Origin of the sequence: Nocardia vermiculata NBRC 100427, assembly GCF_001613265.1 — a bacterium.
GTDB classification, from domain to species: Bacteria; Actinomycetota; Actinomycetes; order Mycobacteriales; family Mycobacteriaceae; genus Nocardia; species Nocardia vermiculata.
Genome location: NZ_BDCA01000001.1, coordinates 300,444 through 317,412, shown reverse-complemented (window position 1 = coordinate 317,412; position 16,969 = coordinate 300,444). Strand labels below are relative to the sequence as shown.

The window sequence follows — 16,969 nt, the reverse complement described above, 5'->3', positions numbered from 1 at the left end:
GTCGGGGCTACGGTCCGGGGTGGGGGGCAACTACCGTCGACTCCCGTTGTCGCATGCGAGAAAGGGAGACAGATGAAATACGCAGTCGCAGGAGTGGTGTTGGGGGGTGCAGTGTCGTTCCTCGGGATCGGCACCGCCGCGGCGGCACCCGTACCTGCTACCGGCGTGGTGGCCGATGCGGGGTCGTCGTCGATCGGTTGCACCGCGACCTCGCAGCAGACTGGTCTGTGCGCGTTGGCCTACGGGCTGAGCGAGCTGATGGCCACCGGGTCCGCCGGCTGACAGTCGGCACAGCCGGGGAAAGCCGATGGGCGGCGCCGCGAACTCAGGCTGCCCCCGCCTGCGCCACCGAATCTCCGAACTGATCCGAGATTTCCGGATCCAACCCGAAATCGGTGATCACGCCGTCGATCTCGTCCACTCCCGCGACCTTGGCGAGGGCGCGGCGGCCGAATTTGGAGCTGTCTGCCACCACGATCGCCTGGGCGGAGGTGGCGATCATCGCGCGTTTGAGCGGAACCTCGAGGGTGTTCATGTTGGTGATGCCTGCGGTGCGGTCGACCGCGTCGGCGCCGAGGAAGGCCCAGTCGGCGGCGTAGTCGGACAGGAAGGCGATCGCGCGTTCGCCGACGAGGGTGTAGACCGAGCCGAGGAGTTCGCCGCCGGTGACGAGCAGGCGGGCGCCGGGTGTGTCGGCGACGAGGGTGGCGATGCGCAGGTCATTGGTGATGACGGTGAGGTCGGATCGGTCGCGCAGGGCGCGGGCGACTTCGTAGGTGGTGGAACCGCTGTCGAGGATCACCGTGTCGCCGTCGCGGACCCGGGTCGCGGCCGCCTCGCCGATCGCCGCCTTCTCGGTGAGGTGTTCGCCCTCTTTCATGGTGTAGGGCAGTTTCGCGGTGGCGCCGGGGGTGGGGCGGGCGCCGCCGTGGGTGCGTTGTGCCTGCCCGGCTCGCTCCAGGGCGTCGAGGTCGCGGCGAATCGTGGACGCATCGACGCCGAGTTCGTCGGCGAGGGCCTTGGCCTCCACGTAACCGTTGGTGACCAGCCTGTGCATGATTTCGCGCCGTCGCGTGCTGGCGAGCAACTGTGCCTCCCGAGGCGGGTCGTGCGTCACTGGTGCTGTACTGCGGTTTCCGCATAGTACTAGGAGTTCCGGTTGACTTGCTCGCTCATCGAAGTGCATGATTTCGAGCACAGCCTGCGCGATTTCGTGCACAACGCGATATCGGGCACAACCGGGATTCGAGGCCACCATGAATCGCTCCGCGAAACCGTTTCTCGACCAGGACGCACCCGGTTCGACCATCGGCCGGCGCCCGGGCGGCCCGGTGGACCTACCCGTCTGGCGCGAATTGTGCGCACATCGCGACGAACTGGCCGCGACCTCGCTGACCGAGCTGTTCGCCGCGGATCCGCGGCGCGGCACCGTCATGTCGGCCGAGTACGACGGCCTGGTGCTCGACTATTCGAAGAACACCGTCACCGAACACACCCTGGACCTGCTGGTGCGCTTGGCCACCGAGCGCGGTCTGCGTGCCGGGATCGACGCGATGATCGCCGGCGATCACATCAACACCACCGAAGATCGTGCGGTACTGCATACCGCGCTGCGCGCGCCGGTCGCCGGTGCGCTCTCGCCCGCCGGCGCGCAGGTGTCGCCCGCGGTGCACGAGGTGCTGGATCGGATGAGCGATTTCGCCGACCGGGTGCGGGCGGGCCGGTGGTGCGGTGCGACCGGGCGGCCGATTCGGACGGTCGTGAATATCGGTATAGGCGGCTCCGATCTCGGTCCGGCCATGGCCTATCGGGCATTGTCGGAACTGGCGGACGCAGGTATCGAGGCTCGGTTCGTCTCGAATATCGACGGTCACGACATCACCCGGACACTCGGCGATCTCGACCCGGAGACCACGTTGTTCGTCGTCTCGTCGAAAACCTTCACCACCGTCGAGACCCTGACCAATGCCCGGACCGCGCGGCAGTGGCTGCTGGACCGGCTCGACGACCCGGATGCGGTCGCCAAGCATTTCGTCGCGGTATCGACTAATGCCGAACAGGTCGCGGCGTTCGGGATCGACCCGGCCAATATGTTCGAATTCTGGGACTGGGTGGGCGGTCGGTACTCGCTGTGGTCGGCGATCGGGCTGTCGCTGATGATCGCCGTCGGTCCCGGACAGTTCCGGGAACTGCTCGCCGGAGCGCACGGGATGGACAGCCACTTCCGCAGTGCGCCGTTCGAACAGAACCTGCCGGTGCTGCTCGGCCTGCTCGGGATCTGGCATCGGAACTTCCGTGGTGCGCAGGCATATGCGGTGTTGCCCTACGACCAGCGGCTGAGCCGCCTGCCCGCTTATCTGCAGCAGCTGGACATGGAGAGCAACGGAAAGAGCGTCGACCGGGACGGAGACCGGGTTGCGGTGGACACCGCACCGATCATCTGGGGGGAGCCGGGAACCAACGGGCAGCACGCCTTCTTCCAGATGCTGCATCAGGGCACGACGCCGGTGCCGTGCGACTTCATCGGAGTGCTCGAACCCGCACACGACTTGCGCGAGCATCACGACCTGCTGATGGCCAACCTGTTCGCGCAGACCCGCGCCCTGGCCTTCGGGGCCGCCGACGATCCCGGCGACCGACCGCCGCACCGGTGGTTTCCGGGCAACCGCTCCACCAACACCATCCTGCTGCCCCGCCTCACGGCCCGCACTCTGGGCCGGTTGGTCGCCCTGTATGAGCACAAGGTTTTCGTACAGGGTTGGATCTGGGGTGTGAATTCGTTCGATCAGTGGGGCGTCGAGCTCGGCAAGACGCTCGCCACCCGGATCCACGACGAACTTCGGTCCGATCGGCAACCCGGTTTCGACAGTTCCACCGACGCACTGATAATGCGTTACCGGAACGCGCGCGAGTCGAATACTGCCGCCCGGACATCCGCGGCCCAACTCGAAGAGAGATGAATGATGACTTCTGCTACTGCAAGTGCTCAGATCGGCGTCACCGGGCTGGCGGTCATGGGCAGCAATATCGCCCGGAACTTCGCCCGCAACGGCTACACCGTCGCACTGCACAACCGGAGCATCGCCAAGACCGATGCGCTGCTCGAGGCGCACGGTGACGACGGCGAGTTCGTGCGGACCGAGACCATCTCCGAGTTCGTGGGCGCACTGGAGAAGCCGCGCCGGGTACTCATCATGGTGAAGGCCGGTGACGCCACCGACGCCGTCATCGAGGAACTGGCGAGCGCGATGGAGCCCGGCGACATCATCATCGACGGTGGTAACGCCCTCTACACCGACACCATCCGCCGCGAAGCCGCGATGAAGGCGCGCGGGCTGAACTTCGTCGGCGCCGGCATCTCCGGTGGTGAGGAGGGTGCGCTCAACGGCCCGGCGATCATGCCGGGTGGACCGAAGGAGTCCTACGAATCGCTGGGCCCGATGCTGGAGAAGATCGCCGCCCAGGTCGACGGCACCCCGTGCTGCACCCACATCGGCCCGGACGGCTCCGGCCACTTCGTCAAAATGGTGCACAACGGCATCGAATACGCCGATATGCAGCTGATCGGTGAGGCCTACAACCTGTTCCGCGGGGCGCTGGGCTTCGATGCCGGTCAGGTCGCCGACGTGTTCACCGAGTGGAATTCGGGCGACCTCGAGTCCTATCTGGTGGAGATCACCGCGGAGGTGCTGAAGCAGACCGACGCCAAGACCGGAAAGCCGCTGGTCGATGTGATCGTCGATGCGGCCGAGCAGAAGGGGACCGGCCGCTGGACGGTCAAGTCCGCATTGGACCTCGGCATCCCCGTCACCGGTATCGCCGAGGCCGTCTTCGCTCGCGCGCTGTCGGGTTCGCGGGACCAGCGCAAGGCCGCCCAGGGCCTGGCCTCCGGAACGCTGGCCGACAAGCCGGCCGACGCGGCACAGTTCACCGAGGACATCCGCCAGGCCCTCTACGCCTCCAAGATCGTCGCCTACGCCCAGGGCTTCGACCAGATCGCGGCCGGCAGCGCCGAATACGACTGGGATCTGCACCCCGGTGACATGGCCACCATCTGGCGTGGCGGCTGCATCATCCGCGCGCGCTTCCTCAACCGCATCAAGGAGGCCTACGAGCAGAATCCGGCACTGCCGAGCCTGATCCTGGCCCCCTACTTCCGTGAGGCCATCGAGCACGCCATCGACAGCTGGCGGCGCGTCGTGTCGACCGCAACCCTGCTGGGTATTCCGGTCCCGGCCTTCGCCTCGTCGCTGTCCTACTACGACGCACTGCGCGCCGAGCGCCTGCCCGCCGCGCTGACCCAGGCTCAGCGCGATTTCTTCGGCGCCCACACCTACGAGCGGGTGGATGCCGACGGCAAGTTCCACACCTTGTGGAGCGGTGACCGCAGCGAGATCTCGGCCTAGCCCGAATCGGCGCTGCCGGTCCCGGAATTCGGGCCGGTGAGCCGTCCGGTCCACGCGCGGAGGTCCACTGCCGGGCCTCCGCGCTGTGTTTTCTCCGGCGATTGCTGACCACTTGCGTGCAGGTTCGCCGGGTACTATCGGCTCGATGCGTTTCTCCGGTATCGACATCGCCGCTCGGGGTATCACCGCGCGCGGGGCCCGTGGATGCGCATTCGCCGGAGTATCGCTGGAGGTGGCGGCGGGCGCGCTGGGGGTGATCGTGGGTCCGCAGGGGTCCGGCCGCACCTCGCTGCTGCTGGCGCTGTCGGGACGCATGCGGTTGGTCGCGGGTGCCGCATCGGTGGGCGGTTACCGGTTGCCGGAGCAGGCGCGCGCCGTTCGTCGGCTGGTGGCAGTGGCGCGAGCCGAGCCCGCGGCCGGACTGGACGACGAACTGCGCGTCCGCGATCTGGTCGCCGAGCGGACCCTGATCGGACCGGCGGACCGAGCGGCGATCGCCGAGGCGTTCACCCTGCTCGGTATCGAGGCAGCATCGGATTCGACGGTGGCGCAACTGCCCCCTGAGCAGCAGGCATTGCTGGCCGTCGCACTGGCCGCGGCCGAGGCACCGGCGGCGGTGGTCGTCGACGATATCGGGCGCGGTTGTGGTGCCGAGCAGACGCGGGGCGTGTGGGACTCGTTGGCGACCCTCGCCGCGCACGGATGCACCGTGCTCGCCGCGAGCACCGACGTTCCGGCACTGGCCGACCCGGTCACGGTCGTCGAATTACCACATCCGGCACAGCGAGATCAGATCCCTCTTCCACAGGAGTGAGTGATGACCGTGTTCCGCTTGGCGTTGGTGGAATTTCGCCGCTTTCGGGCGCCGATGCGCCGGCTGGTCCCGATCGGTCTGATGATGATCCCGCTGCTGTACGGCTCGCTGTATCTGTGGTCGAACTGGGATCCCTACGGCCGCACCGATCAGATTCCGGTGGCGGTCGTCAACCAGGACCGGCCCGCCGTCGCCAACGGCCAGCAGATCGATGCCGGGCAGCAATTCACCGAACAGTTGAAAGCGTCGGGCGTCTTCGCCTGGCATTTCGTCGATGCCGACGAGGCGCTGGACGGCCTGCGGCACGGCCGGTACTACTTCACCATCACCGTCCCACCCGATTTCAGCGCCAAGCTGGCCAGTGCGCAGAACCCCACGCCCGAACGCGCGAGCTTGGGAATCACGATGAACGACGCCAACAACTACATCGTCGGAATCGTCGCCCAGACAGCGAAAACCGAACTGCAGAGCCAGGTGGACAGCGCCGCGCACGCCGCCTACGCCCGTGCCATCTACGGCGACCTGTCCCTGGTGAAACAGCAACTGCAGATCGCCTCCGCCGGTGCGCACCGACTGCTCGACGCCACTGTGCTCGCCCAGCAGGGCAGTGCTGCGCTCACCCAGGGAGTGGCATCCGCGCAGGCCGGCTCGGGCGCGATCAGCGACGGAGTCGGTCAGCTCGCGGCCGCCGCCGAAGGAGCCGATCGCGCGATCGCGGCCATCACCGAGGCCGGTGCCGCCGCGCTGCCGACCGCCACCGCCGCACTCGCGAACGCCGGTACGGCCGCGGCGCAGAGTCTTGCGGTGGTGCACGAGGCGACCGGGCTCGTCGGACAGGCCGCCGCACAAGGGAGTACGGCGCTGGAACAGTTCAGCGCGGCACATCCGGAATTCGCCGGCGACCCACTGCTGGGGGCCGTGCGACGCAGCGCACAGACCATGACCGACACCGCTGCCACTGCCCATGCCAGTGCCGCCGATGCGCAGCAGGCCGCCCGGCAGCTCACCGAGCGGGCGGGCCGGTTGCAGGCCGACTCCGGGCCGTTCACGCAGGCCGTCACCGGCGCGACCGCACCGCTGCAAGCACTGTCGGCCGCCGCGCGCACCGTCGGCGGCGGTGCCACCCAGGTCACCTCGGGGCTCGAGTCGCTGCACGCCGGCAGCCGGACCTTGCAGACCGGTGCCGATCAGCTCAACAGCGGTGCCGCCGACATCACGAAGGTGATCGACGACGCGACCGCGAAGATTCCGGAGACGAGTCCCGAACAGACCGCGAAGGCGGCCGATGTGCTGGGCTCACCGGTCGGGATCTCGACGGACAATCTGCATCCGGCCGGGGTGTACGGCAGGGGATTCGCGCCGTTCTTCTTCGCGATCGCCCTCTGGGTGGTGGGGCTGCTGGCCTACCTGTTCATCCGGCCGTTGAACCCGCGGGCGCTGGCGGGACGAGTCGACGCGTTCACCGTCGCGACGGCCGGCTGGCTGCCCGTCGCCGTGATCGCGGCGGTCGGTGGGCTGCTGTTGTATCTCGTGGTGCAGCTCGGGCTCGGCCTGAATCCGATCCACCCACTCTGGATGATCGGACTACTGGTGCTGGCCGCGGGTGCGTATGTGGCGATCGACCATTTTCTGCGGGTGGCGCTCGGCGCGATCGGTGAAGCGATCTCGCTGGCTCTGTTGATCATTCAGCTCACCGCCTGCGGCGGTCTGTATCCCATCGAGACCACACCGGCACCCTTCCGGGCGATCCATCCGCTGATCCCGATGACGTATGTGGTCGACGGACTTCGGGTCACCGTCTCCGGCGGGCTCACCACGAATCTTGTTCGCGACCTGCTGGTCCTGGCCGGCTTCGCGATCGCCTTCCTCGCAGCCACCAGCCTGGTGGTGCGCCGGCAGCGGATGTGGACCCTCGACCGGCTGCACCCGCAGATCGAGGCGTGATCACCGGCCACCGATGAGTTCGCTGCGCTCGACGCGTCCGAATGGGTGAAGTGTTTATCGGAGCAGGAGGGCGTACATGATCATCGTTGCCGGCCACATCTCGGTCGAACCCGGCACGCGGGAGTCCTACCTCGCGGGCTGTGTGAGCGTTGTCGAGCAGGCACGCCGGGCCGCCGGGTGCCTGGATTTCGCGCTCTCCGCGGACCTGGTCGTGCCGGGACGGATCAATATCCTCGAACGCTGGGCCTCACGGGGCGAACTCGAGGCATTCCGCACCGATGGGCCCGATGACGAACAACAGGCGGCGATCGTCGCCGCATCGGTGTCGGAGTACGAGGTCGGCGACGCTCGTCAGCTGTTGGGGTAGTGGTGCGAGGCCGGTGGGGGTACCGCTCGCCGCGTCTCACGAAGTGAACGTCAGCACCGGCTTCACTGCCGCACCGCTGTGTGCCGCCGCGACGGCGTCGTTGATATCGGCGAACGGGTAGGTACGCACGAGCTTGTCCATCGGGAAACGGCCCTGCCGGTACCAGTCGATCAGCTGGGGAATGAAAACCTGTGGGTCGCAGTCACCTTCGATGGATCCGCGCAGCGACTTACCGAGGCCGGTCAGCTTGGCGACCTCGATGGGCAGGGAGGATGCGCCCAGTGCCACGAGCGCGAGCGTACCGAGCGGCGCGAGCGCGTCGATAGCGTTCGCGACGACCTGCTCCACCCCCGTGGTGTCCAGCGCATGGGTGGCGCCGCCTCCGGTGGCGGCCTTGATCTGCTCGGCGACATCGCCTGCGGCGCCGTCGATCACGGCGTCGGCGCCCAGTTCCTTCGCGATCTCGAGCCGGGACTCGGACAGGTCGACGGCGATGACGGTCCCCGCTCCCAGGGCCTGGGCCGCCATCAGCCCGGCCATCCCCACGCCGCCGACGCCGAAGATCACCACCGACGAATTCGAGTCGGGTGCGAGGACGTTGGCAACCGTCCCGGCTCCGGTCTGGATACCGCAGCCGAAGGCGGCGGTCAGTGCGAGATCGATATCGTCGTCGACAACCACCAGATTGCGTGGGCCGGTGAGGATATGGGACGCGAAGCTGGACTGGCCGAAGAACGCGCCGACCACCGGTTGGCCGCCGCCGGACAGCGGTGAGTCCGGCCCGTATTTACCACCGTTGAGTACCACCCAGTCGTCGCAGTATCCGGGCAGGCCGCGCTCGCACAGTGCGCATGCACCGCAACTGGAGTAGGTGACGATCACATGGTCACCGGCCTCTATTCCCGCGACGCCGGAACCCACTTCTTCGACGATGCCGGCACCCTCGTGGCCCAGCACGATGGGCAGTTCGGCGGGGAAGTTCTGTTTCGCGGTGAGGTCGGAATGGCAGATACCGGAGGCCACGATCCGGACCAGTACCTCCCCGGGACCGGGCGCCGCGAGGGTGAGACGTTCGATCGAGAAGGGCGCATCGGCACCTCGCGCGACGGCAGCGGTGATTTCCATGCCGGAAACTCCTTCGGCAGCGCGCGGCGGCGCCGGCGGGCGCTCGGCCGACCATGAGAGGGTCGTGGCCTGCCGATGCTGGTGGACAGTTGTCCGAACAGTACATCGGCAAAACGGTGGGGTACAAGACCGCGGCGAACGCCTGCGGGGACAACGACAACCGGGCCTGTCGCACGTGATTCGTGCGACAGGCCCGGTGCTGTGCGGGTTCGCCTCCCTGCGGAGAAGTCCTCCTATTCGGCGGCGTGCTGAACGACCGCGGGCTGTGCCGGCAGTGTGGTGTCGGCCTCGGTGTCGTTCGACTCTCCGTGTCCCAGCTCCACGTTCAGCTCGGCGGACTCCGGGCCCACCGTCACCGGGGTGTGCACCGGGGCGTAGCCGCTGGCGACGACCGTGTAGGTGCCCTCGTCCAGATCGGCGAAGGCGTAGACACCGTCGGGGCCGGTGATCGCGGTGTCCACCACATTGCCGACCCAGTCGGTGAGGGTGACCCGGGCACCGGCCAGCGGCAGGCCGCTGTGCCCGCGGACGATGCCGCGCAGGCTGGAACTCGCCCGCAGTGCGATCTCGAGGTGGGCATCCTCGCTACCGGCCGCCCGCACCGGGACGGCGGTCGGGTGATATCCGGCGGCGCTGGCCGCGACGGTGAAATCGCCGTCCGGGACCTCCGCCAGCACGAAGCCGCCGGCCTCGTCGGTAGCGGCCGAGGCGAGCACCTCGCCGCGGGAATCGAGTGCCGACACTCGGGCCTCGGCGACGGGGGTGCCGTCGTCGGCGCGGGTGACGGTCCCGGCCATCCCGGAGATGGCCGACAGCGTCACATCGCACGGTGAGGGCAGCTCGCCGAGTGTCACCGTCGACGCGTCGGGCCGGCGGCCGTCGGTGGAGGCGATGAGCACATAGGAACCGGGCTCCGGCGCGTTGACCTCGAAGTAACCGTCCGAGGTCGAGGTGGTGCGCCCGATCTGACGGCCGGACAACGAGATCAACGTCAGCACCGCACCCGGAAGCGCGGTGCCGCGGGTGTCGTGCACGCGTCCGAAAGCCACCGGTCCGTCGGTGACCGGCAGGGCCGGTATCGCGGCGGCGACAGCCGCCGGCTCGGGCACGCCGGCGACGGCGGATTCGGTCGCCGGCGCATGGTCGACGTCGGCCGTCTCGTGCGCCGCGGCCTCCGCGGCGGCCCGTACCGCGGCCGCCCGGCGCACACCGGGAATGAAGCACGCCACGAGCGCACCGAGCGCGGCCACACCACAGCCGATGAGCAGCGACACCCGGAAGCCGTTCTCGCTCGGAAGCGACTGCCCGCCCATCGAAATGGTCATCTGCGCCAGCACCGCGCCGACGATGGCGGCGGCGGTCGAGGTGCCGATCGAACGCATCAGGGTGTTGAAGCTGTTGGCGGCGGCGGTCTCCGACATCGGCACCGCGGACATGATCAGCGCGGGCATGGCGCCGTAGGCGAATCCGGTGCCGGTACCGATGATGATGGTGGCGATCATCAAGCCCCAAGCGGTTCCGGTCAGCCCGATGGCAGCACCGTAGCCCGCGGCGATGATGACGCAGCCGGTGATGAGGGTGGTCTTGGGACCGCGGGCGGCGGAGAGTTTGGCGCCGACCGGGGAGACCAGCATCATCATCAAACCGCTCGGAGCCATCCACAGGCCCATCGCCATCATCGACTGGCCGAGCCCGTAACCGGTCGCCTCCGGTAGCTGCATCAGTTGCGGCACCACCAGCGACTGCGCGTACATGGCCATGCCGATGGTGAGCGAGGCGCCGTTGGTCAGCAGCACCTGCGGTTGGGCGGCGACGCGGAGGTCGACCAGCGGAGCCCGGGTGGACAATTCCCACCAGCCCCACAGCAGCAGTACGACGACGGCGGCGACGAACAGGCCGATGGTCAGGCCGCTGCCCCAGCCCCAGCCGGAGCCCTTGGATACGGCCAGCAGCAAACACACCAGGCCGGCGCCGAGTCCGACCGCACCGAGGTAGTCGAAGCGGCCGACGTCGACGGCACGCGGGGTGGACGGAATGAGCACCAGGATCAGCAGGAAGACGGCCACCGCGAGCCCGGCGACAACCCAGAACAGCACCCGCCAGTTCGAGTACTGCACGATCGCGGCCGCCATCGGCAGGCCCAGCGCACCGCCGATACCCAGCGACGAGCTGATCAGCGCGATACCGGAACCGAGCTTCTCGCGCGGGAGCAGATCGCGCAGTGCGGCGATACCGACCGGCACGATGCCGGCGCTCATTCCCTGCAGGCCGCGGCCGATGATCATCGGCCACAGCGACGAGGACACTGCGCAGAGCACCGAACCGGCGAGCAGCGGCACGGTCGAGGCGAGCAGCACCAGCCGCTTGCCGTAGAGATCGCCGAGCCGCCCGGATACCGGTGTGGTCACCGCCGCGGCCAGCAGGCTGACCGTGACCACCCAGGTCGCGTTGGCGGCGCTGGTGTCCAGAATCTGCGGCAACTCGCCCAGTAGCGGCACCACCAGCGTCTGCGTCAGTGATGCGACGATGCCGGCGAAAGCCAGCACCGCCAGGATGCCGCCGGAACGCCCGGCGGATTGTGCCTTTTCCACGCCCTTTACCTCTCGGATATTCGCGAGTTGACTATTGCACTATGCATACCTCGTGCATCATACATATCCCTAGCGGTTGTGGATATACGGGTCGCCATCGGTGTGTCTGCCGTCCGGGTCGACAGGGGGTGCTCGGCCGGTCGGCGTTTCACTGTGCGGCTGAATGGAACTCGCGTGCTGCGGCCGGTGACGCGGCTGTGTGTGGCTTCCGACCGGGGCTACTGCACGTCGGTACGCGCCATCGGCCCGGCGGTGACGCCCCGCGATCGGCCTGGCTGCCGCCCGGCGGGCGAGCGGCCGGGGGTGCCGGGGGAGCTGTGGTGATCAGCACTCCGGTTGGAACGGGTAACAGGTCTTCTCATCGGGAAACAGGCGCGGAGCCGGGGCCGGCGGTGCGGTTTCGGAGAGCGGCGGCGGGAAGTACTCGGCCGCCGGGTGAACTGCCGCGGTGGTCGGTGGGGAGTGCCCGTCGGGCTGCGCTCGCGCGTTGTCGTTACCGGTCACCACCCAGATCCCGCAGGCGAGAAAGATGACGGCGGCAGCGGTCAGTAGCGCCGTCCGCATGCGGTGCCGAGGCGGGCGGTCGGCATCCTGCGACCACTGGTTCGTGCCCGACCCGTCCGGACTCGCCTGGGCGTTCCGAGAGGTGGGATCCGGGTGTGCTGTACCCGGGGCGGCAGCCGGTACTCCGTGTCGGATGTCAGTGCCCGGCTGTGGTGCGGCGTGGTCCACCCGGTCCTGTTGTGCCGGCTCGGGCCCAGGCGTTGATGAGCCGGGCTCGGTAGGGCGGGGCGGGAAAACGGGCCCGGTGGGGTGTGGCGCGACGAGAGGCTCGATCGTACGTGCCGCGGAGGGAGAGTCTGCAGAAAGCGCTGTGGCCGGGCCCCCGGCTGCGGTGGCGTCCGGGGTCCGTGCGGTATCTGCGCCCGATGTGGTGGTGGAAGCACCCGTGTCGGTATCCGCCGGTGCTGTCTGCGGGAAGTCCGGACTGTGAACGGTGGACACGTTGCGAACGGGGCCCGTCGGTGGGTCCGGTCGCAGTGCAGCGGGTACGTCGGCTGCAGTCGGCGGCTGGTATTCGGCTCTCCGCGCCGGGTGGGACGGCCAGTTCGTCTCCCAGGTGCTCCCGGGCGTGCGGATCGGCAGTCTCGGTCGCTCGGTGGTGCCCGTCGTCGAGTGACCGGCCGACAATTGGGATGCCAGAGATGCCGCGCGGTGCGGACGAATCGGCTGGGTGGACACGGGTCGGTCCGGAGATGAGGAAGCGGGGGTGGTCGTGGGCACCGACATCCGGCCGGAGGCGGAGGGTCGGCCCGGCATGAGGACCCCCGAGTTCTCGGTGCCACGAAGTTCTCCGACCGCTGGGGTGTCCGATACATCCGCATCGGCAAGTACGGTTGCCGGAGCGGGGGACGTGTCCGCGTCGACGGATCCAGATGCCGGAGCGGGCGCGCGGTCGTCGGCGGACAGGTCCGGGAGGTCGGTCGGGAATCCTTCGGCGACGAGCTGGTCGAACAGGCGATCGTTCGTCGTCCCGCCGGTCCCGTCGGCCCGCAGGACGGTCAGCATCTCCAGCACGGCGCCGGCGTTCCATACCGGGCCCCTGCGCTGCTGAGCTGCTCGGTTGAACCACGAATACAGCTGCGCGGCACTGTCTCCGAGTAGCACGTTGAAACCGGGTGAAAGCGGACCGCGGTCGAGCCGGACGGTCCGGTGGGGGAAGGGAATCACCAGTACCAAGCCGTCGACGAACGGCTCTCGATCGAGCTTGCTCGTCGCCAGTTTCCTCAGTCCGGATGCCGCTTCCCGCACTCGGTACAACGGGTTGAGGTCACCCGGGTGCACATGCACCGGGTCCACATTCGTCCCGACGATCGACCAGCGCTCGTTCATCGAGCACATCAGCATGCCGCCGACCTTCTTGCGCAGCCCTTCGACCCCGATCACTGCCGCGGCGTACGGCGTGAAGACCACGAAGTCGGCCGCCGTGGTGCGCCCGCGCGAATCCGGCACGTGCACACCGGAAACCGCTACTCCGGGGTGGGTGATGTAGTTCGAGAGCCATTCCACCACCTGTTGTTCAGCACGCGGTTTCCTGGTAACGCCGTTGATGATCAGCATGGTCGAGCCCTGCCTCCGGATGCGTTGTAACGCAGAGACTTTATCGGAGGCGCCCCCCGGATGTCATGTGATGTGACTGTGCAGCAACAGCTTTCACTGGAGGTATTGTGAATGGTGGAGACGTGTATCCCCGGTGCTCTTCGGACCGCTACCGCCTGCCGGTCAGGCGGTTCGGGCCCGCACCAGGTGCGGGCCGGGAATGCCCGGAGCGGCCGACTCGCCCAGGTAGGCCCGTACCAGGGACACGCCGGAGTGGTCGTCCACCTCGACGAATCCGGCCGCCTCCAACTCCGTACGCATCTGTTCGACCGTGAAATAGCTCACCCATGGTTCACCCACCGCGGCAACGCGTTTCGCGCGCTCGCGCTGAGCCTCCAGCTGCTCGGGTGTGGGTGGGGTGGAATAGTCGAAAACCAGGATCGAGGCCGGGGTCCGTTCGCCGATGTAGCGCAGGGTGGTGGCGATGGCATCGCGCTCCAGATAGGCCACCACGCCCAGCCAGACGAACACCGCGGCGGCGTCGGAGGCGAACCCGGCGCGAGCGAGACCCGCGGCCAAGTCGTCTCGAGCGAAATCGACCGGTGTGAACGACACGGTCGACGGCACGGCGATACCGGTCTCCGCCAGGCGGTTTCGCTTCCAGGCCTGGGTGTCGGGGTGGTCGACCTCGAAGTACCGCACGTCCGAGTGCGGGTTGCGGTATGCGGCGGTGTCCAGCCCGGCGCCCAGGATCACCACCTGGCGGGTACCGGCGGCGACTGCTTCGGCGACGGTGTCGTCGGCGAAGCGGCTGCGCGCGGCGAGTAACAGTCGGCGCCGGCGTACGAAGTCCGGATCCACCCCGGAATCGAACTGGTCGTCCCGCGTCGCCCGGGTGCCGACGATTCGTACGGCCAGGGGATCGGTGAAGATCCGCGGCTCGTCCGCGATCTGGTGGTAAGCCCTGGCTCGCGCGACGGCCATGGCGGTGGCGCTGGGTTGCCCGACCTGCATGCCGCCAACATTACGCGCGCCCCGCCACACAGAAAATGCAACAGGTTATAGATTGGAGGCAGGTACAGGTCGAGGAGGAATCATGTCCGCGAACGCGTCGGCAGCCGAACTGCTCGCCACGGTGGAACTGTCCCCGCAGGCGGTGGGGGTACACGACCGCGCAGCCTGGGTCGACCTGTTCGCTCCCGACGCCCGGGTCGAGGACCCCGTCGGATCCACACCGCACACCGGCCGCGCCGCGATCGAGCGCTTCTACGACACCTTCATCGCTCCCAACACCATCGAATTCGCCGTCGACCACGACGTCGTCCGTGGCACCACGGTCTATCGCGATCTCACCCTGGCCACCACCATGTCGACCGGAGTCACCCTGCACGTGCCCATGCACCTGCGCTACGACCTGCGGCAGGTGGATGCCGAGTGGCGGATCGATCGGCTCTACGCGCACTGGGAGCTTCCGGTGATGGTCGGACAGCTCCTCGCCGCCGGCGGTCGCGGCCTGACGGCTGCCGCCAAACTCGCACCGCAGTTGCTCGGAAATCAGGGCGCCACCGGCGCACTGGGTTTCGCTCGCGGATTCATCCGGGTGGGTGCGGCAGGCAAACGTGCCGCCACCGGCATGCTCGACGCCGCGTCCCGGGGAGACGTTGCCGCCGTGCGTGCGGTCCTCGCGCCCACCGCGGTGGTGCAGTGGCCCGCCGGTGAACCGATCGGTCATGCCGAGTTCGTCAACCGCCTGCGGGGTGCGGAGATCAGCAAACCCGTTGCGGCGGGAAAGTTCGTCACGGTGAGTGTGCGTACCGCCGAGGGGGAGCGCGGGGTCGCGGAGCTCGAAATGGACGGGCAGCGCGTCGCGCGCTTGCTGGGGTTCGTGAGCGCGGGGTAGTCCCGCCCGTTCGGTCATCGCGCCCGCTACCGAGCGATCGGCACAGCGGTAGCTGCGGCGCGCCCTGCGACTGGCTGCCGGTTCCCGATCTGTGCCACAGGGGGCGCGGTGTATCCGGTCGCTCGTTCGCGGCGATGCAATCGCGGGGCTGACGGCATTCGGTATGTCCCTGTCTGTCGGCACGTGCACGTCCCGGCACCACCCGGATGTGTCTGCTCCGGGTGGGTGCCCGTGCTGGTCGGTGCTGCAGGGAGAGATATCGGAATCTCGGCGGCCGAAGTCACGTCCGTACACAGTCGCGCGAGCGGCGTGAGCGCGCCACCGACTGTCTGGTCGGCCGAGTTGTCCCGGAGGTATTCGACGAACCGGCCGCGGGTATCGGTATTCTCGATTGTGGAATTATCGTTCTCGGTAAGGGAGAATACTGATCATGCCGGAAGAATCCTCGCCCCGACCTGCAATAGCCGTCGACACCGCACCGTCGCCCGACGCCGTCTACTGGGACCCGTTCGACCCCGAGATCGGACGCGATCCGTACCCGATCTATCAGCGGATGCGCACCGAAGCGCCGCTCTACTACAACGACAAGCACGATTTCTACGCACTCACCCGCGGTGACGACATCGATCGAGCGCTACAGGACTGGGAGACGTTCTCGTCCTCGCGCGGCCCGATCCTGGAGATCATCAAGGCCGGGATCGAGATTCCGCCGGGAACCCTGCTGATGGAGGATCCACCCGCGCACGATATTCATCGCGCACTGCTCAAGCGGGTATTCACACCGCGGCGGGTGATGTCGCTGGAGCCGCAGATCCGAGATCTGTGCGCGCGCTCGCTGGACCGGCTCGCGGGCAAGGACCGGTTCGATCTGATGAGCTCGTTCGCCAACGAGGTCCCGATGCGGGTGATCGGGATGCTGCTGGGCATCCCGGAAGCCGATCAGCAGGGCATCCGCGACAGTGCCGACAACACCCTGCGCACCGAGCCCGGCCAGGGTATGCAGATCTCGGACAAGGCCATTCCGGATGCGGAGCAGTTCGCGCGGTACATCGACTGGCGCGCGGACAACCCGTCCGACGACCTCATGACCGAACTGATGCGCGCCGAATTCGTCGACACCGAGGGCGTCACCCGGACACTGACCCGCGAGGAGATCCTGACCTACGTCTCGGTCGTCGCCGGGGCGGGGAACGAGACCACGGCCCGGTTGATCGGCTGGATGGGTGCCCTGCTGGCCCGGCATCCCGAGCAGCGCGCCGAGCTGGTGGCGAATCCGAAGCTGATCCCGAACGCCGTCGAGGAGACGCTGCGATTCGAACCGACCGGACACGCCATCGCCCGTTATGTCACCACCGATGTCGAGTTCTACGGCACGACCGTGCCCGAGGGCAGCGCCATGATGCTGCTGATCGCCTCGGCGAACCGAGACGAGCAGCGCTGGGCCGACGCGGACAGCTTCGATATTCACCGCAAGATCGCCAATCTGCGCACCTTCGGCTTCGGCACCCATTTCTGCCTCGGCGCCGCACTGGCGCGGCTGGAAGGGCGGGTGGCGCTCGAAGAACTGCTGAAGCGGTTCCCGACCTGGGAAGTGGATCAGGACGGGATGAGCCTGTCGTCGACCTCGACGGTGCGTGGCTGGGAAACCTTGCCGTTCATCGTCGAGTGAGCGAGCTGGCCGGCCCTGCTCGGCGGTAGCTCCGGCCGACCGGTTTCGGGCGC

The 16,969-nt window shown here is 68.0% G+C and carries 13 protein-coding genes and 1 pseudogene; 8 read left to right on the top strand and 6 right to left on the bottom strand.

Annotated features, from left to right (window positions below; all coding sequences use genetic code 11):
- Positions 1–72: 72 nt before the first annotated feature.
- Positions 73–282, top strand: coding sequence for a hypothetical protein (locus NV2_RS01465; RefSeq protein WP_067867999.1), 210 nt, complete (start codon positions 73–75; stop codon positions 280–282).
- Between the two features lie 43 nt (positions 283–325).
- On the opposite strand, the gene NV2_RS01460 is transcribed toward NV2_RS01465, so the two are convergent.
- Entirely contained in the window at positions 326–1,117 is a 792-nt protein-coding gene (locus NV2_RS01460; protein WP_281198494.1) for a DeoR/GlpR family DNA-binding transcription regulator, read from the bottom strand.
- 139 nt (positions 1,118–1,256) lie between these two features.
- Here NV2_RS01460 and pgi point away from each other — a divergent pair, with 139 nt between their 5' ends.
- The 5 genes from pgi (at position 1,257) to NV2_RS01435 (ending at position 7,531) form a co-directional block, all read left to right on the top strand.
- The gene (gene pgi, locus NV2_RS01455) at positions 1,257–2,960 is read left to right on the top strand and encodes a glucose-6-phosphate isomerase (protein WP_084473805.1); all 1,704 of its coding nucleotides are present in this window, start codon (positions 1,257–1,259) and stop codon (positions 2,958–2,960) included.
- A 3-nt stretch (positions 2,961–2,963) separates the two neighbouring features.
- Positions 2,964–4,406 carry an NADP-dependent phosphogluconate dehydrogenase gene (gnd, locus tag NV2_RS01450; RefSeq protein WP_067869107.1) on the top strand — a complete coding sequence of 481 codons (1,443 nt, stop codon included), beginning with the start codon at positions 2,964–2,966 and terminating at the stop codon, positions 4,404–4,406.
- Between the two features lie 145 nt (positions 4,407–4,551).
- On the top strand, positions 4,552–5,220 hold the full coding sequence (locus NV2_RS01445; RefSeq protein ID WP_067867996.1) for an ATP-binding cassette domain-containing protein: 669 nt from the start codon (positions 4,552–4,554) through the stop codon (positions 5,218–5,220).
- 3 nt (positions 5,221–5,223) lie between these two features.
- Entirely contained in the window at positions 5,224–7,164 is a 1,941-nt protein-coding gene (locus NV2_RS01440; protein WP_067869104.1) for a YhgE/Pip family protein, read from the top strand.
- 76 nt (positions 7,165–7,240) lie between these two features.
- Positions 7,241–7,531 (top strand): putative quinol monooxygenase, encoded by a 291-nt coding sequence (locus NV2_RS01435; protein ID WP_067867993.1) that lies wholly within the window; start codon positions 7,241–7,243, stop codon positions 7,529–7,531.
- A 36-nt stretch (positions 7,532–7,567) separates the two neighbouring features.
- Here NV2_RS01435 and NV2_RS01430 read toward each other — a convergent pair whose 3' ends face one another.
- The 5 genes and pseudogenes from NV2_RS01430 to NV2_RS01415 all read right to left on the bottom strand — a co-directional run bounded on the left by NV2_RS01430 (position 7,568) and on the right by NV2_RS01415 (position 14,361).
- The gene (locus NV2_RS01430) at positions 7,568–8,656 is read right to left on the bottom strand and encodes an NAD(P)-dependent alcohol dehydrogenase (protein ID WP_067867991.1); all 1,089 of its coding nucleotides are present in this window, start codon (positions 8,654–8,656) and stop codon (positions 7,568–7,570) included.
- 233 nt (positions 8,657–8,889) lie between these two features.
- Positions 8,890–9,690: an MSCRAMM family protein gene (locus tag NV2_RS32085; protein WP_281198516.1), complete on the bottom strand. Its 801-nt coding sequence runs from the start codon at positions 9,688–9,690 to the stop codon at positions 8,890–8,892.
- 162 nt (positions 9,691–9,852) lie between these two features.
- A pseudogene (locus tag NV2_RS32080) lies at positions 9,853–11,247 on the bottom strand (MFS transporter); the annotation flags it as partial.
- Between the two features lie 324 nt (positions 11,248–11,571).
- Entirely contained in the window at positions 11,572–13,368 is a 1,797-nt protein-coding gene (locus NV2_RS01420) for a hypothetical protein (RefSeq protein WP_067867989.1), read from the bottom strand.
- 162 nt (positions 13,369–13,530) lie between these two features.
- Positions 13,531–14,361: a class I SAM-dependent methyltransferase gene (locus tag NV2_RS01415; RefSeq protein ID WP_067867986.1), complete on the bottom strand. Its 831-nt coding sequence runs from the start codon at positions 14,359–14,361 to the stop codon at positions 13,531–13,533.
- Between the two features lie 82 nt (positions 14,362–14,443).
- Between NV2_RS01415 and NV2_RS01410 the strand changes: the two genes are divergently transcribed.
- On the top strand, positions 14,444–15,247 hold the full coding sequence (locus tag NV2_RS01410; RefSeq protein ID WP_067867984.1) for a nuclear transport factor 2 family protein: 804 nt from the start codon (positions 14,444–14,446) through the stop codon (positions 15,245–15,247).
- A 430-nt stretch (positions 15,248–15,677) separates the two neighbouring features.
- Complete coding sequence (locus NV2_RS01405) at positions 15,678–16,916, top strand: cytochrome P450 (protein WP_067867983.1); 1,239 nt, start codon at positions 15,678–15,680, stop codon at positions 16,914–16,916.
- Positions 16,917–16,969: the final 53 nt, after the last annotated feature.